Raw genomic sequence first — 19,414 nt, forward strand, 5'->3', positions numbered from 1 at the left:
GTAAATGATCGCCCACCAAATAACAAGCCGTGAGCCGTGACTATCGACCTATCGATATCGCCGCATTCCGGTCGCGGATAGGCACAGCCTTGTTGCCGGGCGCAACCGCACCACCTATAACAGAAATCCAGGCACATTTCGATGACGGCGCGCCCCTGCGACACTGCGAACCGCCCGCTTTCATTGATGAAACGGAGATGAAGCCCACATGTTGGAAGAAGGCAAGCTCTTTATCGGCACCAGCCGCAAGCCTGATGATTCGATCAACAAGGGCGAGTATCTGGAGCTCAAGTTCGGCAATCGACACGGCCTGGTCACCGGCGCCACCGGCACCGGCAAGACGATCACCCTGCAGGTGCTTGCCGAAGGCTTTTCCAACGCTGGCGTCCCGGTCTTCTGCGCCGACGTCAAGGGCGACCTCTCCGGCATCGGCGCGATCGGCGAGGCCAAGGATTTCATCCTGAAGCGTGCCGAACAGATCGGCCTGCCGACCAATCCTTACGAGTTTCAGGAATTCCCGGTCATCTTCTGGGATATCTACGGCGAGAAGGGCCATCGCGTTCGCACCACCATGTCGGAGATGGGCCCGCTGCTCCTGTCGCGGCTTATGAACGCGACCGACGCGCAGGAAGGCGTGCTCAACATCGCCTTCAAGATCGCCGATGAGGGCGGACTGCCGCTGCTCGACCTCAAGGATCTGCAGGCGCTGCTCAACTACATGGGCGACAATGCCAGCACGCTTTCCAATCAGTTCGGTTTCATTTCCAAGTCCTCGGTCGGCTCGCTTCAGCGCGAGCTGCTGATCCTCGAACAGCAGGGCGCCGAACATTTCTTCGGCGAGCCGGCGCTGAAGATTTCCGACATCATGCGCACCACCAATGACGGCCGCGGCGCGATCTCGGTGCTGGCCGCCGACAAGCTGATGATGAACCCGCGGCTCTACGCCACCTTCCTGCTCTGGCTGCTGTCGGAACTGTTCGAGGAGCTGCCGGAAGTGGGCGACCCGGACAAGCCGAAGCTGGTCTTCTTCTTCGACGAGGCGCATCTGCTCTTCAACGACGCGCCGAAGGCACTGATCGAGCGCGTTGAACAGGTCGTGCGCCTCATCCGCTCCAAGGGCGTTGGCGTCTATTTCGTCACCCAGAACCCGCTCGACGTGCCCGACACGGTTCTCGGTCAGCTCGGAAACCGCGTTCAGCACGCGCTGCGCGCCTATACGCCGCGCGACCAGAAGGCGGTGAAGACTGCCGCCGACACCTTCCGCCCGAACCCGGATTTCGACTGCGCCACGGTGATCACCAATCTCGGCACCGGCGAGGCTCTGGTCTCCACACTCGAAGGCAAGGGCGCGCCCTCGATGGTCGAGCGTACGCTGGTGCGACCGCCGCAGTCCCGCGTCGGTCCCCTGACGGAGGCCGAACGGAAGAAGGTCATGGATGTCAGCCCGGTCCGTGAGCTTTACGATGAGGATTTCGACCGTGAATCGGCCTACGAAATCCTGGCGGCGCGCGCCAAAAAGGCTGCCGACGCACAGGCCGAGGCACAGTCTCAGGCCGAGCAGCAGACGAGCGAGGCGAGCACCGGCGGCAGCCGCTGGACGCTGCCGGGCTTTGGCGACGACGATCCGGCGGCACCGGCCGGCAAGCAGGCGCGCCCGCGCAGCTCCGGCTACCAGCGCGAGACGGTCGTCGAAGCGGCGATGAAATCGGTCGCCCGCACAGTCGCGACCCAGGTCGGCCGCGCCCTGGTGCGCGGCATCCTCGGCAGCCTTAGCCGACGCTAACCAAGACCGGCCGACGCGGCCCATCCATTCCCACGCGCCCTGACCAAATCAGGGCGCTTCGTCATTTCTGGAACATCCGCATGGATGTGAAGGATTCAATCGGCGCCATCCTCAAGGACGGCGACAACGTCACCCTGATCAGAGACCTGAAAGGCAAGGGAACCTCGACGACGCTGAAGCGCGGGACGATGGTCAAGCGCATCCTCCCCCGATGAAGTCGAGTGCCGCGTCGAAAAGACCAAGGGTCGGGTGATGCGCACCGAATTTCTGAAGAAGGCTTAAGGCCCGCGCGGGATGCCGGAACGGCACGGCGAAATGACTCGACGGCCCGCCGTGCCGATCAATGCCGTGTCTTGTCAATGCCGTGTGTTGGGGAGGGTGAAGCGCTCAAGCGGCGCCCCCTCACCGCAACGGCGGCCCGCTGCGTGGCGGCGTATTCGTCCGTCAACTCCAGCAGAGCCAAGGCGATCTCGTCCCAATGCCACCCTACCCGCTCGGCGAGATCCGTCAGCAGTTGGAACTCCTCGCGCAATGCGGTCGCGCATTCGAGCTCTCGCTGCGCAAGCGCGTAGGTTCTGGTTTTCGGCCTGGCGATCATCCTATTTTACCTCCTGCTCATCAACTCCTCAGCCCGAGCATAGGTTCCAGCAGCTCCCAGTCGAAGCATAGGTTCCCGCGCCGCGGCAGGGGAACCAATCGGTCGCCGGACCGTTGGCTAGGGACAGGAGGTACTGTCATGAAGAAAATCATCCTAGCCGGTTTTGTGGCAAGCCTTGCCTTTTCCGGCGTCGCCCTGGCTCAGACCACGACGTTCCCGGCGAGGTCAAAACCTACGTCCTTCAGCAAACCAGCCCATCCGTGACCTATGACGGCACTGTCGTCGTGGGCGACCCTTTGCCCGACACGGTCGAGGTCTACCCGATCCCGCAGCAACCGACCTACGGCTATGTCGTCGTCAACCAGCAAAGGGTGCTGGTTGATCCGCAGAGCAGGCGGGTCATCGAGGTTCTGCAGTAGACCGGCACAGCATGCCTGAAAAAAGAAGCCCGACGGAGACCGCCGGGCTTCTTTCAACAGGGGATCTGAGAGAACTCAATCTGAGAAACTCAGGCGACGGTCAGCTTGACGTCGATGTTGCCCTTGGTTGCATAGCTGTAGGGGCAAACGATATGCGCCTTCTGGACGAGATCTTCGAGCACGGCCTTGTCGACGCCCGGCGAAGAGATTTCGAGCGCAGCGTCGATGCCGAAGCCGGTACCATCCTCGCGCGGACCGATGCCGACGGTTCCCGTCACCGTGGTGTCTTCCGGAAGCTTTACCTTCTCCTTGCCGGCAACGAATTTCAGCGCGCCGAGGAAGCAGGCCGAGTAGCCGGCTGCAAAGAGCTGCTCGGGATTGGTGCCGCGGGCGCCGTCGCCGCCAAGTTCCTTCGGAACGGTGAGCGTGACGTCGAGCACGCCGTCGGCGCTTTTGGCCTGGCCGGCGCGGCCACCGGTTGCGGATGCAGTGGTGCGGTAAAGAATGGGCATTGGCGGGGTCTCCTTTGCGTTTCCTGAGTGAATGCGATTTAGATAGCGCAAAATTCAATTGTACGCAAATTAATTTTGCAAATTGCATTTCGAGCGTCTTTTTGCGACAATGGCGCATGGCGAACAAGGCGGCACATAGCGACAACATTCCCGAGGAAGCACTCGCGCTCGGCAAGCAGCTGTGTTTTGCGGTCTATTCTGCGGCCCATGCATTCAACCGCGCCTACAAGCCGCTGCTCGATCGTTTCGGCCTCACCTATCCCCAATATCTCGTGCTCCTGGCGCTCTGGCAACAGGACGAGATGACGGTCAAGCGGATCGGCGAGGAGATCGGTCTGGATTCAGGCACGTTGTCGCCGCTTCTCAAGCGCCTGGAGGCAGCCGGTTATGTCGGTCGCCAGCGCGACCCGAGCGACGAACGTCAGGTGATCGTGCGGCTGACGGACGAGGGCCAGCACCTGAAAAACGAGGCCTTCGGCATCCTGATCGGCATCAGCAAGGCCTCGGGATGCAGCCTGAAGCAAGCAGAAGACATTCGCGAAACGCTGCATCAGTTGACGCGGCAGCTCAATGCCGGCCCCGGCGAGGATTGACCGACCCGCCTTCCGCTCGACGCGGTGGGTGCTGTGCGGAAACGTGAGGGGCGGATATCCGTCCCTGCCCGTCATCAGATAACGAGGATCGGCGCCTTGCCGCGGACGCGATCGTAGAGATCCATGACATCCTGGTTGAGCATGCGCACGCAGCCCGACGAGACCGCCTTGCCGATCGACTTCCATTCCGGCGTGCCGTGAACACGGTAAAGCGTGTCCTGGCCGTTCTGGAAGATGTAGAGCGCGCGCGAACCAAGCGGATTGTTGAGGCCTGGGGCCATGCCGCCGTTCTGGGCCGAATAGGGCTTTAGCTGTGGCTGGCGGGCGACCATGCTGTCCGGCGGGGTCCAGCGCGGCCACTTCTGTTTCCACTGGATGACGCCGCGACCCGACCAGGCAAAACCCTCGCGACCGAGGCCGACGCCGTAACGCAGCGCCCGGCCACCCGGCTGGATCAGATAGAGGTAGCGGTCACCGGTATCGACGACGATCGTGCCCGGCTGCTCGCCGAAGGGATCGCTGACCTCCTGGCGGTAGAAGCGCGCGTCGATCTGGCGATAGGGAATTTCCGGCACCTGATAGCCACTGTCGCTCACAGAGGCATAGATGTCCGAGACATAGAGGCCCTGCGGCGGAAGACCGGTTGGAACTGGCCCTGGGCCATCCTGCCTTTCATAGATGCCTTCGGCGCGCGGATCGGTAAACCGTCCCTCGACCGCTGGATTGCGGAACACCGGCGCCGTCTCATAGCGAAAGACATCCGTGTTCATCGACGAAGTGCAGCTCGCAAGACCGGCGGAGGCGAGCGCCACGCCGGACGAGCGAAGAAACTGGCGACGGGAGAAAAGGACTGAAGAGGACATCGAACTCTGGGGGCTTGAGTGCGGCATGAGGAGTGCTGCATGAATTTGCTTAACGAAGTGCTACGCACAGCCCCCACGGATTGGGGCGATGCTTGCATTTACGGCTGGAACGAAGCTTGCGTCGCGAGGGTGGCAGGGCTCAAACGCTGTGGATACTGAACCGCGGCTGCAGCATCAGCGCCTCGAAATCCGGAGCCGAGAGCGGCCGGCTGAAGAAGTAGCCCTGGATTTCGTCGCAACCGCTCTGGCGCAGGAATTCCACCTGGGCCTGGTTTTCCACACCCTCGGCAATGACACGAAGGCCGAGGTTCCGCGCAAGCGAAATGATCGCGGCGGTGATCGCGTTGTCGTCGAGATCCGTCGGAATGTCGGCGACGAAGGACCGGTCGATCTTCAGTCGGCGCACCGGGAAGCGTTTGAGCGCGCTCAAGCTCGAATAGCCGGTGCCGAAATCATCGATCGCCAGGTGCACCCCGATCGCCTGCAGCTCGTGCATGGTGGCGATCGCGCCAGGGACATCCTGCATGATCAGGCTCTCGGTCAGTTCCAGTTCGAGGCGGAACGGGTCAAGCCCGGTCTCTGTGAGAATTGCCGCGACATGGGCGGCCCAGTTGCGCTCACGGAACTGGCGCGCCGAAACGTTGACGCTGATGATCAGCGGCGGCAGGCCCTCATCCTGCCAGGCCCTGGCCTGGCGGCAGGCCGCGCGCAGCACCCAGTCGCCGATCGGCACGATCAGCCCGGTTTCCTCGGCGAGCGGAATGAACGCCGCCGGCGAGACCGTGCCGCGTTCGGGGTGGCGCCAGCGCAGCAACGCTTCGGCCGCGAAAACGCGGCCAGTCGCCAGATTCATCTGCGGCTGGAACTGCAGGAAGAACTCTTGCCGCGCGAGCGCCTGGCGCAGCTCCTCCTGCTGCTTGAGCTTCTCATGCGCCTTGGCGGCCATCTCTTCGGTGAAGACCTGCAGGTTGTTGCGGCCGAGCTCCTTGGCCCGGTACATCGCCATGTCGGCATTGGCGAGCAGTTCGCCGACCGTCTTGCCCTGATTGGGAAAACAGGCGACCCCCATGCTGCAGGTGACCTGCAGGCTGCGGCCCTCGATCTGCATCGGCGCGGCGATCGCTCGCCGGATATCCTCGAGCCGAGCCAGCACGATATCGCGCTCGCAGGGAAGCCCGTTCAAAAGCAGGATGAATTCATCGCCGCCGACCCGCACGACCATGTCGGACTTGCGCACCGAAGCGCGCATGCGCGAGGCCGTGACCTTCAAGAGTTCGTCGCCGGCGGCGTGGCCGAGCGTATCGTTGACCAGCTTGAAATTGTCGAGATCGAGGAAGGCGAGCACCGCCCACTGGCCGCTGCCGCGCAGGGCTTCCAGCGCCTCGGCGACCTGTTCCTCGAACTGTGCGCGGTTGGGCAGACCGGTCAGCGCGTCGTGGTGCGCCATGAAGCTGATGCGATCTTCCGCCTGCTTGCGCTCGATCGCGATGCCGGCGAGATGCGCCGCCATGGCGATCAGTTCCTTTTGTCCGTCGTCGGGCACGCCGACGACATCGGAATAGAGCGCGAAGGTGCCGAGCACCTTGCGCTCGCGCGAATGGATCGGGGTCGACCAACAGGAGCGGAAGCCGTAGGGAAGCACCAGCTCGCGATAATCGTCCCAGAGCGGATCGACCTGAATATCCGAGACGATCACCTGCTCGCCGCGCCAGGCGGCCGTGCCGCAGGAGCCCATGCGCGGGCCGATCTCGACGCCGTGGATGGTCGCGCAATAGGCCTCGTCGAGGCTTGGCGCTGCGCCGTGGAAGAGATAGCGGCCATCGGGCGACAGCAGCAGCACCGAGCCCTTGATGCCCGGCATCAAGGCTTCGATCAACAGGATCATGTCGCGGAAGAAGGCGTCGAGCGGCCGGCCGTTGGCGATCATCTCAAGCAGGCGCGCCTGCCCTTCGAGCAGCCGCTCGGCCGCCTTGCGGTCGGAAATGTCACGCGAAACGCCGACGATGCCGACGATCTTGCCGCTCTTGTTGCGCAGCGGCACCTTGGAGGTCATCAGCCAGCGATCGCGGCCCTTGCTGACGATGGCCCGTTCCTCGATGCCGAAGATCGGCTCGCCGGTTTCGATGACGCGACGCTCGATGTCGGCAATCGCCTTGGCCATCTGCGGCGGATGGAGATCGAAATCGGTCTTGCCGACGATATCCTTCATGGCTTCGAGCCCGTTGTCGGCAACCGTCACCTGATTGGCGATCAGGAACCGCCCCTCCACATCCTTGGCGTAGATGTAGTCCGGCACGTGGTTGATAATGGTCTCCAACCAGTAGTGGCGATCGGCGATATCGGGTTCGCTCGGAAAGATGCGCGCGACCTCCTCGGCCAGCCGATTGCTGGCGTCGATCAGGCGGCGCGTTTCCGCGTTGCCGCCGGCATTGAGAGCGGCATATCGCGGATTGCGGGACGTGTTCTTCGCCAAGCAAGGCCTCCCGACGCTCTTCGCCGCGTCGCTGGTCGATCTTTCCCCACTTCACGTTAGACGAGCAAGAGTTAGCTCTTCCTAAATAACTGTAGAAAAATCGTGTAGAGGTTGCAACGGTCAAGTTGCAAGAGGCGATAGAAGGGGTGGATGACGCCACCCCTTAATGTCCGTTCAGGACAACCGTCGGCGCACCGGTGCAACGCGCATCAGCAATTGATCGACGATCACCATGACGACGATCGAGATGCCCGTCAACGGAAACGCCAGCCCGAAGACAATGGCCATGAGCCACAAGCCCACATAGACGCTGCGCCGCGGCGGCATCGGGGGCACGCCGATGCGTCCCGCCGGGCGCCGCTTCCACCACATGATGACGGCGGAAAGGGAAACGAGCACGATGGAAATGCAGGCGGCCAGCATCAGGAGCTGGTTGACGCGCCCCCATTCCTGCCCCTTGTGCACGTTGATGCTCCATTCGATGGCCTTTCCGAACGCCGGGTAATCGCCAAAGGAAATGTCGACGAGAGGCTTCCCGGAATATTGATCGATATGGATCGTGCGCTCGCGCGCAAGGTCGGCGGGAAAGATGGCGGCCGTATAGACGGCAGTCTCGTCGAGCGGGATCGCGAGCTCGTAGCCGGGCAGCATGCCCTCAGCATCCGCGATCGCGACGGCGCGATCGATCCCGACCGGCTCGTCGGCGCCACCGCTGGACGCCGGAACCGGCGCGTTTTCCATCAGCCAATTGGCCCTGGGCAACACGTCGGTCGACACCTTGCTGGAGGTCGGGACCTCATCCCAAAGCGCTGCCGGATAGCCGAGCCCCATCGCCGTCAGCTTGCCGTTGACCGTTGCACCCCAATAGCCGGACCACAGAAGCCCGGAGAAGGCGAGAAAGACGATCAGCAGGCCGGCGCCGATACCGGTCACCGCATGGAGATCGCGCCAGAACACCCGGCGTGCCGGCGTGCCGCGCACGGTCAACACACCGCCGGTCTGCTGGCGCGGCCACCAGAGATAGATGCCGGTGAAGACCAACAGGATGGCAAAGCCCGCAACGATCTCGATGATTGTTTCGACCGACTTGCCGAAATAGTCGAGGCTGTGCAGGTCCTCAACCACCTGGTTGAACTCCTCCGATGGCGCGACCCGGTCGAGGATCGAGCCGGTGTAGGGATCGACGAAGACCAGCATGCGCGCTTTGCCGATGCCGACAGTGACGCGTGCGGAGCGATCCACGCCGGCCGGCGTGCGATAGGAGACGGCAACGCTGCCCGGCACGGACTCCACCGCCGTCGCGACGATCGCCGAGGGCGACATCCGTTCGGCGCCCGCTGCCACGACGTTGCGGTAGGCAAAGACGGTATCGTCGATCTCGTCGTTGAACAGATAAAGCCCCCCGGTCAGCGCCAGGCTGATCATGAAGGGGATGACGAGCAGGCCGGCAAAGAAGTGCCAGCGCCAGATGGCACGGTAGAGCGAGATGCCGCGCTCTGTGGCCGCGGAGCTGTCCACGGCATTGGTGAAGGATGCGGTTGTCATGGTTTTCTCCGGGAAGGACCGTTTGCACGGCTTCGCCTCTTGGTGATCGGGACGACCGCCGATCACGGCAATGCGCGTCGAAGATGGACGCCGCAAGGCCAATCAGCTGTCGTTCAAGCGCGTATCAGGTGGAGAAAACCGTTGGTGGCGCCCTTGGCCCCGCTCCGGTTAAGAGCACCGAGCGAACGAAACCGAAATCGCCGGCTGGAACGGAAAGCGGGCGCGCGCGGGCTTGCGACGGCAAGACGATCGGGTAAGGCGCCGGCAGGTCGGCGGGCGCAACCAAGCAGCAGGACTGGCAGCCGTGGCCCTTCGTGCCACCTTTTCCATCGGGATCGTCGTGGCCAGAGAGGCAAAGATCGGCAAGGCTGCCATCCGGGAGGACGTAGGCGATAGCATCCGGCGACCGCGGCATGGCGGCGGCCGGTTGCTGGATCAAGGCCGAAACGACGAGAACCAGCGCGCAAAGCATGCGCGCCGCCAAGTTCGTCAACCGATCCCCTAAAAGCCCTGCCAAATGCATCCCCAAATCGACGGGCGACAGCTAAAGATCTGCGACCGCAAACGCAAGTCGGCAAAGCGCCGCACGGACCATCAAAAGATTTCATGTGTGCTATCAGCGCCGCCCGCTTCCGTCACTCCCGATGCTTGCCTAAGACAGGCGACAACGCAGGACGGGAGGAACACGGCATGCTGACGATCTATGGGGTTTATCGCTCGCGCGCATCGCGCAATTACTGGATGGCGCGGGAACTCGGCATCCATTTCCAATCGGTACCGGTCATCCAGGCACGCCGCGTCGCCGATCCGTTGGCTGCTGATGCGCCGATCAACACCAAGTCGCTCGCCTTCCTCGCCGTCAATCCGATGGGGCTGATCCCGGCGATCGAGGATGATGGCGTGGTGCTGACGGAATCGCTTGCCAACAATCTCTATCTCGCGCGCAAGTATGGCGGCCCACTGGCGCCTGCCGATATCGCCGAGGAAGGCTTGATCGGCAACTGGACGATGTGGGCGGCGACCGAGGTTGAGCCGCACACCGTAGAGATCATCCTGACCTACGACTACGGCGCCGAGAACACGGATGAAGGCAAGGCGATGATCGCCAGATGCGTGACGTCGCTCGACAAGGTCTTTGCCCGCATGGAAAGCCACCTCGACGGACGCGACTATCTCGTCGGCGATCGCTTCACCGTCGCCGACCTCAATCTTGCGGAGGTCTTCCGCTACGCCATGAGCCAGACGCAGCTGTTCGACAAGCATCCGCGGGTTTCGGCCTGGCTTGCCCGTTGCCATGCCCGCCCGGCCTTCAAGGCGATGATGGAAGAACGCCTGAAAGAACTGGCGGACTGAGCGGTCAATAAGGGGGGCCTCCCTGCGATCAGCCCATGGTCGCCGCGTCGAAGCGAACGCGCGGCGCCTTGATGTCGAGCAGGCGCATGCCCTCCTCCACCTCATCACGAACCCAGCGCTTGAACGCCTTGGCGGCCTTGCTTTCGCGCCGTGACGGCGCGCTGACGAAGTAGTGGCCGAAGCCCGTCGGCACCCGGATGCCGAACGGTACCACAAGGCTGCCCTGCGCGATCGCAAAGCCGGCGAGTGTCTGCCAGGCGAGCATCACCCCCTGCCCGGAGATCGCGGCGTCGAGCACCAGCGACGCCTCGTTGAATGTGTGGCGCACGTTCACTTCCGCGCCCGAGAGCCCGACTTCGCGGAGCCACACCTCCCAGCTGAACATCGAATGGCCGTCGATAACAGCGGGCAGTTTTAGAATATCTGCAGGCTTCCGAAGCCCTTCGGCCATGGCCGGCGAACAGACCGGAAAAACCTCCTGCTGCAACAGCGGCTCGGATTTCACGCCCGGCCACTCGCCCGTACCAACGCGAATGCCGACATCCACATCCGACGTGTCGAGATTGACGAGCTTTGTCGTCGCGTCGATGCGCAGGCGAATGTCGGGATGGCGTTCGGCAAAACGGTTGAGCCGATAGACCAGCCAGCGGGCGGCAAAGACCGGCGCGACCGAGATGGTCAGCACCGACTCGTCGCGGCGGCGCGCTGAAGCCACGGCCTCTGCCAGCTCGTGAAAGGCGTTGCTGATGCGCGCGAGGAAGCGCTCGCCGAAATCGGTGGGCAGGAGGCCGCGCGGGGTGCGCTCGAACAACACGCGGCCGAGCTGGGCCTCCGCCTTGGCAATCTGCTGGCTGACGGCGCCAGGGGTCACGCCCAATTCGTCCGCCGCGGCGGCCAGCGATCCCAGCCTGCCGGCAGCCTCGACGGCGCGCAGCCCGTTCAAATGTACCGTGTTCAGATCTCTCATATAGTTTTTCTAAACACGATCTCTGCCATTCTCAATTGAAAAGATGACAGGACAGGCGGATCATCCAAGCATCGAAAGGATGGTCCGCCATGTTTAGGCTTCTCTCGAAACTGACGCCGCTCAAAACATCCGACGACCGAAAGGACGATGCGCCGCTCGCCTGGGCGCGCGATCCGCTGCAGCATCCGGATCTCGAACGGATGGATGGGCGCGAACTCGGTGACCTGCCCTTCCCGGGTTGGCCGTGGCCACGCACGGCGGAGTGCACCGGCAGCCGCCTCTAGGACCTGCGGCTTTGAAGCTGCACTATGATATGCTGGCCGGATGAGCGACGATCTCGAGCGCAACTTCATCCGTGTCGTCAGGCTGGCGGAGGCCGCAGGCCTGCCCGAAGTGACGATCGGCACGTCCTACGGTACGCCGGCGCTGCTGGTGAAAGACAAGAGTTTTGTGCGCATGAAGGATGGCGAGACGCTGGTCGTCATGTGCGCGCTCGAAGAAAAGGAAATGCTGCTGGAGCTCGACCCGGGGCTCTACTTTCAAACGGATCACTACAAGGGCTGGCCCGCTATGCTGGTGCGGCTTTCGGAAATCGACGACCAAAGCCTAACCGGGCGGCTGGTTGCCGCCTGGCGCGAGAAGGCGCCAAGGCGGCTCGCCGCGAGCTTCCTCGAGCCAGGTCAGGCTCCGCCGCCGACCTTGTAGACCAGGCAGACCTTGCCACCATCCAGTCGCTTCACGTTATCGAGCTGCACATGATGGCGCTCCGCCACTGTGTCGAACAGCGCCTTGCCCTTGCCGACCACGAGCGGGTGGATGGTGAGACGCAGTTCGTCGATCAGGCCGTGGTCCATCAGGCTCGACACCGTGCGCGCGCCGCCGACGACATAGATAGTGCGGCCCGGCGCCTGCCTGAGCGTCTCGATTTCGGAGACGTCGCGCACGATCCTGGCGTTTTCCCATTCGACGTCGGAACGGGTTTTCGAGAGGACATAATGCGGCGTGCCAAGCGCAAAGTCCGCATATTCGATTTCTTCGGGCGTCGGCAACTGGCCGGTGAACTCCAGCGGCGCATGCGGGTCGCGCTTGATCGCGCTCCAATACTGCTCGTAGCCCGAATACATGCCGTTCCCGAGGACGCAGGCGTCGATCTCGGGCAGGAGGTCGAACGTATCCGACCAGGAATCGACCCAGTCCGTATAGCCATCCGGCCCGTCGATCAGACCGTCGATGGACATCTGCATGCCTGCAACCACCTTGCGCATCATCATTGTCTCCCTGTCGGCGTTACACGCCAAGGACGCGCGGCAGACAGGAAGCCCGACATCCCAGGCAAAATAATCCTGGTTACGCGAGGGACGTCGCCGAACGGACGGCTCTTCCATTTCCAAGCCGGCGCCTATACCGGTTAAGCGAACAGCCGGACAGGTATTTCCATGATCGTTCGCAACCGCCCCACCCTTTTGAAACTCTTCTTCATCCTCCGGGGTTCGGTCATCCAGCGGATCTTTCCGCAAGTGCTGTTCGTCTTTGCGCTCTCCGCCTTCGTCGTCTGGGCGCACCGCGTCGATCCCGGCCTGGTGCCGAGCGTCAGCAGCGGCCCCTTCGCGTTGCTCGGCATCGCGCTCTCCGTGTTTCTCGGCTTCCGCAACAATGCCTGCTACGACCGCTGGTGGGAGGCGCGGAAGGCCTGGGGACAGTTGATCTTCACCGCACGCGACCTCGCCCGCCAGACGCTGATCCTTGCCGGAACCGAGCGGCAGCGCCTGCTCGACATCACGATCGCCTTTGGCCACGCGCTGGTCTGCCATCTGCGGCCGGGAAGCGATGTCGGCAGACCGCTAGCGCGGCTGCCGACAGATCTCGTTGCCGGCTACAAGGCAAGCCGCAACGGACCGGACTTTCTGCTGCGCGAAATGGGCGGCATTCTCGCCGGACTGCACGGAACCGGCACGATCAGCGACTTTCAGTGGGCGCAGCTGGATGGCACGCTCGGCAAGATGTCGGCCATGCTTGCGGCCTGCGAGCGGATCCGCAACACCCCCGTGCCGTTCGGCTATACGCTGCTCCTGCACCGCACCGCCTATCTCTTCTGCTTTCTGCTGCCCTTCGGCTTTGCCGATGCGCTCGGCTGGGCGACGCCCTTCGTCACCGCGCTTGTCGCATACACCTTCTTCGGCCTCGACGCGCTCGGCGACGAACTGGAGGAGCCGTTCGGCGTGTTGCCGAACGACTTGCCGATCGTTGCGCTTGCCGAGACCATCGAAATCAACCTGCGCGAGGCGCTGGGCGAGACCAACCTTCCGCCTCTGCCGCAGCCGAAGAACTACATCCTGATGTAGCCGCAACTGCCGAGGCGTCAGACCTTCAGCATCGCCAGCACCCGGGCGACGGCCGGACGTGCCGTCATGCGGTTGCGGTGATCGACGATTTTTGGGAAGCGCGCGGGATCCACACCGTCCGGCTCGATCCAGCCGGCGACGGTGAAGAGATAGGGATCGGCGATCGAATAGCTGTCGCCAAAAACGAACGGCCCTTCGAACATCTTGCTTTCGATCAGTTCGTAGCAGGCGGTCATGTTGGAGGCGACCTTGGCCTTCATCGCCTCATGCGCGGCCGGATCGTCGGCCCAGCGTGCGCCACGGCGGCCGTGGGCGTGGGCAATATGCACCGTCGAGCAGAGGTAATTCAGAAACGACTGCAACTGCGCGAAGGCGAAGGCGTCGTTCGCCGGAGCGAGCTTCGCAGCTGGAAAGGCCTGCGCGATGTAGGTCAGGATCGCCGGCGTTTCGGTGATGACGCCCCTGTCGGTCACGAGCGCTGGGACCCGCGCCTTCGGGTTCACCGCGAGATAGTCGGGTTTGGTCTGCTCGGCTGTCGAAAAATCGACACGGCGCGCCTCGTATTCGGCGCCCGCTTCTTCCAGCGCGATATGCGAAGCCAGTGAACAGGTTGCGGGGGCGTAGAACAGTTTCAACACTTTGAGCTCTCCTCTGCGATCATGCGGACCGGTTGACGTGATGTCGATGGACCGAACCGGCTCTGTCAATTCCATGGATAGAAGCGGCATGCGAGCGGAGAACCGCGCGCTTCCTGCCGTGTCGCTCCAAAGCAAAGACCGGCTGCAGAAGAAAGGAAGTCACCCCGATTGACAAGCAGAAGTGGCAAGGCGCCGCAGATCGCTGCCGTCCGCGTTTAGGGGGGCCCGGCAGGCTACAACTGCCGGGCCTGCGCGTTCACGCGACCAGCGGCTCGCTGCAGCCGGGTACGTCCTCCAGGCGATAATAGACGGGAATGCCGCGCTCGCGGGCAATGCGCACGTCGTTATCGGCCCCCTTGCTGTCGCCCGGCAGGCGCAGAACCGCCTCGCAAAGCGCCAGCAACCGGCCCGCCACAGGATGAAAAATCTCCTCATAGAGATCGTCGCCGATCCGTGCGCCGCCAGCCGCATGCCAGACCGGCAGCGCCATCCACTCGCCGATCATCGGCACGTGGCCTGCCTTGAACAGCGCATAGGACGGCTCTTCCAGCCGCTTCAGGTTGGCGGCCATTTTCGCCGGGTCGTCCCCGGTTCCCGAACGATAGGGGCCTGCGATCAAGATCAGCATTTTTCTCTCCCGAGATGCTATGAACGATCCAGATTATTCTGGAATAATCGTGATATTTCGTGCAATATCGTGAAGAGTCAAGGAGACATTTCATGCTGACGATACAGAGGCGGGCTTTGATTTCGGCGCGACTGGCGCGAGACGGCGAGGTCGTTGCCAAGCGCATGGCTGACGAGTTGAACCTGTCCGAGGACACGATCCGGCGCGACCTGCGCGAAATGGCGGCGGAGGGACTGCTGAAGCGCGTGCACGGCGGCGCGCTGCCTCTGGTGCCGCCGCTGCCCAACTTTGCGGCGCGTCAGGAGATCGCCGGCGACGTCAAACGCCGGCTCGGACAAAAGGCGGCTGCGATGATCGAAGCCGGTCAGACAATCTTTCTCGATGGCGGCACCAGCAATGCAGAGATTGCCCGGGCGATGCCGCGCGACATGCGGCTGACCGTCGTCACCCACAGCCCGACGATCGCCGCCGAACTCGAGCGCCACGAAGCGGAGGTTATCCTGATCGGCGGGCGGCTCTACAAGCATTCGATGGTCGCGACGGGAGCAGCAGCGCTTGCAGCGATTGCCGGCATCCGAGCCGACCTGTTCTTCCTCGGCGTCACCGCCATTCACCCGGCCCACGGTGTTTCAACCGGCGACTTCGAGGAGGCGGCCGTCAAGCGGGCGATCCTCGGCCAGGCCGCGGAAACCTACGTGCTCGCAACGGTGGAAAAATTCGATGCGGTCTCGCCGCACCACGTGGCCGCGATCCCTGAGCTCTCGGGCTTCATCGTTCCCAACGAGATCAGCGACGACATGCTCGCCCCTTATGACGGCACGGACATTGCGATCATCGGCGCTTGATGGCGCACTGCGCCGACAGCGGAACGTCGGGAAAGTGAGCGGGCCGAGATGGCCCGCCACAGTTCAGGCGGCGAAAGCGTCGGTCACTCTGACGTCGCCGACATGGATGCCGTTCCAGTTGTGCATGGAATGGTTGGCCTGCGCCATCAGCGCCGCGTGCAGCTCGGGCTCGTCCCTGAAGAAGCGGGCAAGCGTTGCCGCGACCATGGCTTCGGCAGCCCGGGTCGTACCATCTTCGCACTTCAAAGCGATCGCGATGCCTTTTTCCGGAATGGCGGCGCAGAACACACCTTCCGCCCCGGTCTTGGCAAAGATGCGGCCGGGCGCCGTCTTCATCAGCCGCGTGCAGGCGCGCTTGGTGCCAGCAACGAAAAAGGGCTCGGCCATGCAGGCCTCGATCAGCCGCCGCGAGACGCGGGCGCGCTCGGCTTCAAGGCCGACGCCGGTCGCCATCTTCGCGAAACCGTGTGCGAGCCCCTTCAGCGGCACCGCATAGGTCGGGATCGAGCAGCCGTCGACGCCGCAATTGTCCTTGGCAAGGATCGCACCCGTCAGGCTTTCCATAGCGCCGCGGATTTCGCGCTGCAGCGGATGGTCGTAGCCGACATAACCCTTCACCTCCGTGCCCGAATGGCAGCAGGCACAGATGAAGCCGGAATGTTTGCCGGAGCAATTGTTGTGCAGCGCCGTCGGCGCTTCCAGGCTGCGGGCCTGGCCGATCAAGGTCTTCTGGTCGGACGACCAATGGGCGCCGCATTCGAGCGCCGAGACATCGCGGCCTGCGGCGGCCAGCATCTTGGCGGCCAGTTCCACATGTTCCGGCTCACCGGAATGGGACGAACAAGCAAGCGCCAGTTCCCGGTTGCCGAAGCCGTAGGCGTCGGCCGCGCCGCTTTCCATCAGCGGCAGCGCCTGCATCGCCTTGCAGGCCGAGCGCGGGAAGACGGCGCTGTCGGTTTCGCCCAGAGAGAAGACGGTCCGGCCGTCGCCGTCGACGGCAATGACCACGCCGCGGTGGCGGCTTTCGACGAGGTTTCCGCGGGTAACTTCGACGAGAACGGGATTTGACATGCCTTGCCCTCAAATATCCGAAATTGCTCCGTGCATTTAGCAGGATTTTACCGGCAAGGAACGGAGTTTTCATGAAATTCGCCCGCAGGCTGGCCGCTGCTTTTCTCGTCATTTACCTGCTGCCGGCGTTGGCCTCGGCCGGCTGGTGGTACATGCAGGACCGGCCGCAAAGCTGGCGCGACGCCGATTGGTCCTCGGCCGGGATCCTGCCGAAGGCAACGGAAAGCGCGGACGCGGCGATCTACGTGTTCTCGGCGACCACGGGCGGCATGAAGGGTGCTGTCGCGAGCCACGCCTGGATCGTGACCAAGAATGAGGGCGCTGCCACCTACGATCGCTACGACAAGGTCGGCTGGGGCAAACCGATCCGCAAGAACGGCTATCCGGCGGATGCACGCTGGTACTCGAATGAGCCGCGGCTGGTCGTCTCGGTGACCGGCGCTGACGCCACGCGGCTGATCCCGAAGATCGAGACGGCGATCGCCAGCTACCCTTACGCTTCGCCTGGCGGCTACCGGATCTGGCCCGGCCCGAACTCCAACACCTTCGTCGCCCACGTGCTGCGAACCGTACCGGAACTCGGCGCCGTGCTGCCGCCGGACGCAGTCGGCCGCGACTATCTGCCGGAGGGAAAGCTGTTCCAGATCGATGCCGACGGGCGCGACCTGCACGCGACGCTCTATGGCCTGGCCGGTATCTCGGCGGGTGTTCGCAGCGGCCTCGAGCTGCATTTCTTCGGCCTTGTCGCCGGTTTCGACTTCGCCAATCCCGGCATCAAGGTTCCGGCGATCGGACGCATCGGCATATGATGGTCCAGGCTTGACGGGCCATCGCTTAGGTTGAGCGCCGGTGATTTGCATTGCATGGTGCGCCGGTCGAATCAGGAGGACGCGCCCGCATGCATGAAATACCGATCAGGAGCTTTGCTGTTTCGGTTGTCGTTCTCCGCCCGGCTGGGAGCACCTTCGAGGTTCTCCTTCTCAAGCGCACCGGAACACTTGCGGGAACCTGGTGCCAAGTCGCCGGCGCGATCGAAGCGAATGAAACGGCCTGGCAGGCGGGCCTGCGCGAAGTCGAGGAGGAAACGGGCCTGCGGCCCGACCGCTTCTATTCCGCCGACATCTGCGAGCAGTTTTACGAGGCCGACCGCAATGCCATCAGCCTGCTGCCCGTCTTCGTCGGCTTTGCAGCCAAGGGCGCCACGGTCCGGCTCAATGCCGAACACAGCGCGTTTCGCTGGGTGAGCTTTGACGAAGCGCTCCGCATGGTGCCCTTTGCCGGGCAAAGGAAAGTGCTGAAGCATATCCGGGACGAGTTCGTCGACAACGAACCGAACCCTTGGCTGCTGATCCAGGAAACGGCGCCGGTCGGATCGGCCGGTTAGGCGAGGCTTGATGCTGAGCCAAGTGCTAAAAATGGAAAAGGGCCGCGCGAGGCGACCCTTCCATGAGTTTTGGCCGTATGACTGGCCCGGGCTTTCAGACCCGAAGGAAGGCGGGGATTATGCCGAGGGCTGCCTCGACACCTTCACCTCTTCCATGCCCTTCACCAAGACCGAAATCTCATTAGACATTGGACCACCTTCCTTTCTGTTCGTTGCTGATGATTTGAAGGTAAGCGATCCATCAGCGATTACAAGGGCGACGATGGTCGAAGATCGTTTTCCTCTTCGCCGCCGATCACAGGCCTGACGATCGTTCCGATCACAGGGACATGATGATCTTGCCGACATGGTCGCCCTGCTCCATCTGGCGATGGCCGTCGGCGACCGCGCTGAAGGGCAGGACGGAATGGATGACCGGCGCGACCTTGCCCGCTTCCAGCAGCGGCCAGACCTTCTCAACCAGACCGTCGCGGATCGCCTGCTTTTCCGCCGCCGTGCGCGGACGTAAGGCCGAGCCCATGACATGCAGCCGCTTGGTCAGGATCGGCGCGATGTTCGCCCCTTCAACCTTGGCGCCGCCGAGGAAGGCGATGATCGACAGACGGCCGTCCTTGGCGAGCGAACCGATGTTGCGGTCGAAATAGCGGGCGCCGACCATGTCGAGAATGACATCGACGCCACGCCCGCCGGTCTCTTCGAGAACGACCGTCTTGAAATCCTCGTCGCGATAGTTGATCGCCCGCTTGGCGCCGAGCGCTTCGCAGGCGCGGCATTTCTCGGTGCTGCCGGCAGTGACGAAGACCTCGGCGCCGAAGGCCTTGGCGAGCTGGATCGCCGTCGTGCCGATGCCGCTGGAGCCGCCGTGGATGAGGATGGTTTCGCCCGCTTTCAGCCCGGCCATATCGAAGACATTGGCCCAGACGGTGAAGAAAGTTTCCGGCAGGGCGGCCGCCTTCACGGCGTCATAGCCCCTAGGCCAGGCGAGCACCTGGGTCGCGGGCACCGCCGTATATTCCGCATAGCCGCCGCCATTGGCGAGCGCACAGACCTTGTCGCCGATCCGGAACCCTTGAGCCCCCTCGCCGAGCGCCACGACTTCGCCCGCCACTTCCAGGCCGAGGATCGGGCTTGCGCCCGGCGGCGGCGGATAGTCGCCCTTGCGCTGCAAAACGTCGGGACGGTTGATGCCCGCCGCCTCCACCCGAACGAGGATGTCGCCCGGCTTGAGCTCTGGCAACGGCCCCTTCGCGAGCACCATGTTTTCAGGCCCGCCCGGGGCTGGAAGGTCAACGAATTGCATTTCCAATGGAAGAGACATGGCACTACCTCGCGAATTCTCAAGGCGCATAGGTAGCGCCGGAAACGCGAGGCGAAAAGGCTGATTGTCGAACGACCGGCCG

At 63.3% G+C, this 19,414-nt stretch carries 22 protein-coding genes and 2 pseudogenes; 12 read left to right on the forward strand and 12 right to left on the reverse strand.

Annotation, left to right across the window (positions count from 1 at the left end):
• The first annotated feature begins 208 nt into the window (after window positions 1–208).
• Together ASD63_RS21955 and ASD63_RS21960 are read left to right on the forward strand one after the other, a co-directional pair.
• A complete protein-coding gene (locus tag ASD63_RS21955; protein WP_034789241.1) occupies window positions 209–1,783 on the forward strand; it encodes a helicase HerA-like C-terminal domain-containing protein in 1,575 nt (524 codons plus the stop codon).
• Between the two features lie 80 nt (window positions 1,784–1,863).
• Window positions 1,864–2,065: pseudogene (locus ASD63_RS21960) on the forward strand (alkylphosphonate utilization protein).
• 58 nt (window positions 2,066–2,123) lie between these two features.
• On the opposite strand, the gene ASD63_RS21965 reads toward ASD63_RS21960, so the two are convergent.
• Window positions 2,124–2,381 carry a hypothetical protein gene (locus tag ASD63_RS21965; protein WP_060529825.1) on the reverse strand — a complete coding sequence of 86 codons (258 nt, stop codon included), beginning with the start codon at window positions 2,379–2,381 and terminating at the stop codon, window positions 2,124–2,126.
• Window positions 2,382–2,519: 138 nt separating this feature from the next.
• Between ASD63_RS21965 and ASD63_RS21970 the strand changes: the two are divergent.
• Window positions 2,520–2,800, forward strand: a pseudogene (locus tag ASD63_RS21970) (DUF1236 domain-containing protein).
• 89 nt (window positions 2,801–2,889) lie between these two features.
• Here ASD63_RS21970 and ASD63_RS21975 read toward each other — a convergent pair.
• Window positions 2,890–3,312, reverse strand: a complete 423-nt coding sequence (locus ASD63_RS21975) for an organic hydroperoxide resistance protein (protein ID WP_034789240.1) — start codon at window positions 3,310–3,312, stop codon at window positions 2,890–2,892.
• Window positions 3,313–3,428: 116 nt separating this feature from the next.
• On the opposite strand from ASD63_RS21975, the gene ASD63_RS21980 reads away from it, so the two are divergent.
• Window positions 3,429–3,905 (forward strand): MarR family transcriptional regulator, encoded by a 477-nt coding sequence (locus ASD63_RS21980; protein WP_034789238.1) that lies wholly within the window; start codon window positions 3,429–3,431, stop codon window positions 3,903–3,905.
• A gap of 74 nt (window positions 3,906–3,979) precedes the next feature.
• Here ASD63_RS21980 and ASD63_RS21985 read toward each other — a convergent pair whose 3' ends face one another.
• The 4 genes from ASD63_RS21985 to ASD63_RS22000 form a co-directional block, all read right to left on the reverse strand.
• Complete coding sequence (locus ASD63_RS21985; RefSeq protein WP_034789236.1) at window positions 3,980–4,768, reverse strand: L,D-transpeptidase family protein; 789 nt, start codon at window positions 4,766–4,768, stop codon at window positions 3,980–3,982.
• A gap of 139 nt (window positions 4,769–4,907) precedes the next feature.
• Complete coding sequence (locus tag ASD63_RS21990) at window positions 4,908–7,241, reverse strand: EAL domain-containing protein (protein WP_034789234.1); 2,334 nt, start codon at window positions 7,239–7,241, stop codon at window positions 4,908–4,910.
• 174 nt (window positions 7,242–7,415) lie between these two features.
• Window positions 7,416–8,786: a PepSY domain-containing protein gene (locus ASD63_RS21995; protein WP_051659154.1), complete on the reverse strand. Its 1,371-nt coding sequence runs from the start codon at window positions 8,784–8,786 to the stop codon at window positions 7,416–7,418.
• 124 nt (window positions 8,787–8,910) lie between these two features.
• A complete protein-coding gene (locus ASD63_RS22000; RefSeq protein ID WP_060644840.1) occupies window positions 8,911–9,279 on the reverse strand; it encodes a hypothetical protein in 369 nt (122 codons plus the stop codon).
• Window positions 9,280–9,476: 197 nt separating this feature from the next.
• On the opposite strand from ASD63_RS22000, the gene ASD63_RS22005 reads away from it, so the two are divergent.
• Complete coding sequence (locus ASD63_RS22005; RefSeq protein WP_034789232.1) at window positions 9,477–10,139, forward strand: glutathione S-transferase family protein; 663 nt, start codon at window positions 9,477–9,479, stop codon at window positions 10,137–10,139.
• Window positions 10,140–10,167: 28 nt separating this feature from the next.
• Here the strand turns inward: ASD63_RS22005 and ASD63_RS22010 are convergent, their stop codons facing one another.
• Complete coding sequence (locus ASD63_RS22010; RefSeq protein ID WP_034789230.1) at window positions 10,168–11,106, reverse strand: LysR substrate-binding domain-containing protein; 939 nt, start codon at window positions 11,104–11,106, stop codon at window positions 10,168–10,170.
• Between the two features lie 89 nt (window positions 11,107–11,195).
• On the opposite strand from ASD63_RS22010, the gene ASD63_RS22015 reads away from it, so the two are divergent.
• Both ASD63_RS22015 and ASD63_RS22020 read left to right on the forward strand, forming a co-directional pair.
• Window positions 11,196–11,390 carry a hypothetical protein gene (locus ASD63_RS22015; RefSeq protein WP_034789229.1) on the forward strand — a complete coding sequence of 65 codons (195 nt, stop codon included), beginning with the start codon at window positions 11,196–11,198 and terminating at the stop codon, window positions 11,388–11,390.
• 40 nt (window positions 11,391–11,430) lie between these two features.
• Window positions 11,431–11,811 (forward strand): MmcQ/YjbR family DNA-binding protein, encoded by a 381-nt coding sequence (locus tag ASD63_RS22020; protein WP_034789228.1) that lies wholly within the window; start codon window positions 11,431–11,433, stop codon window positions 11,809–11,811.
• On the opposite strand, the gene ASD63_RS22025 is transcribed toward ASD63_RS22020, so the two are convergent.
• Window positions 11,787–12,374 (reverse strand): dihydrofolate reductase family protein, encoded by a 588-nt coding sequence (locus tag ASD63_RS22025; protein WP_234852462.1) that lies wholly within the window; start codon window positions 12,372–12,374, stop codon window positions 11,787–11,789. The two genes, ASD63_RS22020 and ASD63_RS22025, sit on opposite strands and share 25 nt — an antisense overlap.
• A gap of 168 nt (window positions 12,375–12,542) precedes the next feature.
• On the opposite strand from ASD63_RS22025, the gene ASD63_RS22030 reads away from it, so the two are divergent.
• Window positions 12,543–13,448: a bestrophin family protein gene (locus ASD63_RS22030; protein WP_034789227.1), complete on the forward strand. Its 906-nt coding sequence runs from the start codon at window positions 12,543–12,545 to the stop codon at window positions 13,446–13,448.
• A gap of 17 nt (window positions 13,449–13,465) precedes the next feature.
• Here the strand turns inward: ASD63_RS22030 and ASD63_RS22035 are convergent, their stop codons facing one another.
• Both ASD63_RS22035 and ASD63_RS22040 read right to left on the reverse strand, forming a co-directional pair.
• Entirely contained in the window at window positions 13,466–14,086 is a 621-nt protein-coding gene (locus tag ASD63_RS22035) for a glutathione S-transferase family protein (protein ID WP_034789436.1), read from the reverse strand.
• Between the two features lie 256 nt (window positions 14,087–14,342).
• A complete protein-coding gene (locus ASD63_RS22040; RefSeq protein WP_034789226.1) occupies window positions 14,343–14,714 on the reverse strand; it encodes an NUDIX hydrolase in 372 nt (123 codons plus the stop codon).
• A 92-nt stretch (window positions 14,715–14,806) separates the two neighbouring features.
• Between ASD63_RS22040 and ASD63_RS22045 the strand changes: the two genes are divergently transcribed.
• A complete protein-coding gene (locus ASD63_RS22045) occupies window positions 14,807–15,559 on the forward strand; it encodes a DeoR/GlpR family DNA-binding transcription regulator (RefSeq protein WP_034789225.1) in 753 nt (250 codons plus the stop codon).
• A gap of 63 nt (window positions 15,560–15,622) precedes the next feature.
• Here ASD63_RS22045 and ASD63_RS22050 read toward each other — a convergent pair whose 3' ends face one another.
• A complete protein-coding gene (locus ASD63_RS22050; RefSeq protein WP_034789224.1) occupies window positions 15,623–16,630 on the reverse strand; it encodes an asparaginase in 1,008 nt (335 codons plus the stop codon).
• A gap of 71 nt (window positions 16,631–16,701) precedes the next feature.
• On the opposite strand from ASD63_RS22050, the gene ASD63_RS22055 reads away from it, so the two are divergent.
• The 3 genes from ASD63_RS22055 (at window position 16,702) to ASD63_RS22065 (ending at window position 18,321) form a co-directional block, all read left to right on the forward strand.
• Complete coding sequence (locus ASD63_RS22055) at window positions 16,702–17,439, forward strand: DUF3750 domain-containing protein (RefSeq protein ID WP_060529826.1); 738 nt, start codon at window positions 16,702–16,704, stop codon at window positions 17,437–17,439.
• A gap of 89 nt (window positions 17,440–17,528) precedes the next feature.
• Window positions 17,529–18,014, forward strand: a complete 486-nt coding sequence (locus ASD63_RS22060) for an NUDIX domain-containing protein (RefSeq protein WP_034789222.1) — start codon at window positions 17,529–17,531, stop codon at window positions 18,012–18,014.
• Between the two features lie 10 nt (window positions 18,015–18,024).
• Window positions 18,025–18,321 (forward strand): hypothetical protein, encoded by a 297-nt coding sequence (locus ASD63_RS22065; RefSeq protein WP_034789220.1) that lies wholly within the window; start codon window positions 18,025–18,027, stop codon window positions 18,319–18,321.
• A 12-nt stretch (window positions 18,322–18,333) separates the two neighbouring features.
• On the opposite strand, the gene ASD63_RS22070 is transcribed toward ASD63_RS22065, so the two are convergent.
• Window positions 18,334–19,332, reverse strand: a complete 999-nt coding sequence (locus tag ASD63_RS22070) for an NAD(P)H-quinone oxidoreductase (protein WP_034789217.1) — start codon at window positions 19,330–19,332, stop codon at window positions 18,334–18,336.
• Between the last annotated feature and the right edge of the window lie 82 nt (window positions 19,333–19,414).

It is taken from the genome of Ensifer sp. Root558, from assembly GCF_001427045.1.
Lineage (GTDB): Bacteria > Pseudomonadota > Alphaproteobacteria > Rhizobiales > Rhizobiaceae > Ensifer > Ensifer adhaerens.

What these genes read in the sequence shown, in the direction of transcription:
- ASD63_RS22045 (WP_034789225.1), top strand. Translation starts at nt 14,807, where the DNA reads ATGCTGACGATACAGAGGCGGGCTTTGATTTCGGCGCGACTGGCGCGA.
- ASD63_RS21975 (WP_034789240.1), bottom strand. Translation starts at nt 3,312, where the DNA reads ATGCCCATTCTTTACCGCACCACTGCATCCGCAACCGGTGGCCGCGCC.
- ASD63_RS21965 (WP_060529825.1), bottom strand. Translation starts at nt 2,381, where the DNA reads ATGATCGCCAGGCCGAAAACCAGAACCTACGCGCTTGCGCAGCGAGAG.
- ASD63_RS22010 (WP_034789230.1), bottom strand. Translation starts at nt 11,106, where the DNA reads ATGAGAGATCTGAACACGGTACATTTGAACGGGCTGCGCGCCGTCGAG.
- ASD63_RS21955 (WP_034789241.1), top strand. Translation starts at nt 209, where the DNA reads ATGTTGGAAGAAGGCAAGCTCTTTATCGGCACCAGCCGCAAGCCTGAT.
- ASD63_RS22070 (WP_034789217.1), bottom strand. Translation starts at nt 19,332, where the DNA reads ATGTCTCTTCCATTGGAAATGCAATTCGTTGACCTTCCAGCCCCGGGC.
- ASD63_RS22050 (WP_034789224.1), bottom strand. Translation starts at nt 16,630, where the DNA reads ATGTCAAATCCCGTTCTCGTCGAAGTTACCCGCGGAAACCTCGTCGAA.
- ASD63_RS21980 (WP_034789238.1), top strand. Translation starts at nt 3,429, where the DNA reads ATGGCGAACAAGGCGGCACATAGCGACAACATTCCCGAGGAAGCACTC.
- ASD63_RS22065 (WP_034789220.1), top strand. Translation starts at nt 18,025, where the DNA reads ATGCTGAGCCAAGTGCTAAAAATGGAAAAGGGCCGCGCGAGGCGACCC.
- ASD63_RS22015 (WP_034789229.1), top strand. Translation starts at nt 11,196, where the DNA reads ATGTTTAGGCTTCTCTCGAAACTGACGCCGCTCAAAACATCCGACGAC.
- ASD63_RS22040 (WP_034789226.1), bottom strand. Translation starts at nt 14,714, where the DNA reads ATGCTGATCTTGATCGCAGGCCCCTATCGTTCGGGAACCGGGGACGAC.
- ASD63_RS22025 (WP_234852462.1), bottom strand. Translation starts at nt 12,374, where the DNA reads ATGATGCGCAAGGTGGTTGCAGGCATGCAGATGTCCATCGACGGTCTG.
- ASD63_RS21995 (WP_051659154.1), bottom strand. Translation starts at nt 8,786, where the DNA reads ATGACAACCGCATCCTTCACCAATGCCGTGGACAGCTCCGCGGCCACA.
- ASD63_RS21985 (WP_034789236.1), bottom strand. Translation starts at nt 4,768, where the DNA reads ATGTCCTCTTCAGTCCTTTTCTCCCGTCGCCAGTTTCTTCGCTCGTCC.
- ASD63_RS22005 (WP_034789232.1), top strand. Translation starts at nt 9,477, where the DNA reads ATGCTGACGATCTATGGGGTTTATCGCTCGCGCGCATCGCGCAATTAC.
- ASD63_RS22020 (WP_034789228.1), top strand. Translation starts at nt 11,431, where the DNA reads ATGAGCGACGATCTCGAGCGCAACTTCATCCGTGTCGTCAGGCTGGCG.
- ASD63_RS22055 (WP_060529826.1), top strand. Translation starts at nt 16,702, where the DNA reads ATGAAATTCGCCCGCAGGCTGGCCGCTGCTTTTCTCGTCATTTACCTG.
- ASD63_RS22060 (WP_034789222.1), top strand. Translation starts at nt 17,529, where the DNA reads ATGCATGAAATACCGATCAGGAGCTTTGCTGTTTCGGTTGTCGTTCTC.
- ASD63_RS22030 (WP_034789227.1), top strand. Translation starts at nt 12,543, where the DNA reads ATGATCGTTCGCAACCGCCCCACCCTTTTGAAACTCTTCTTCATCCTC.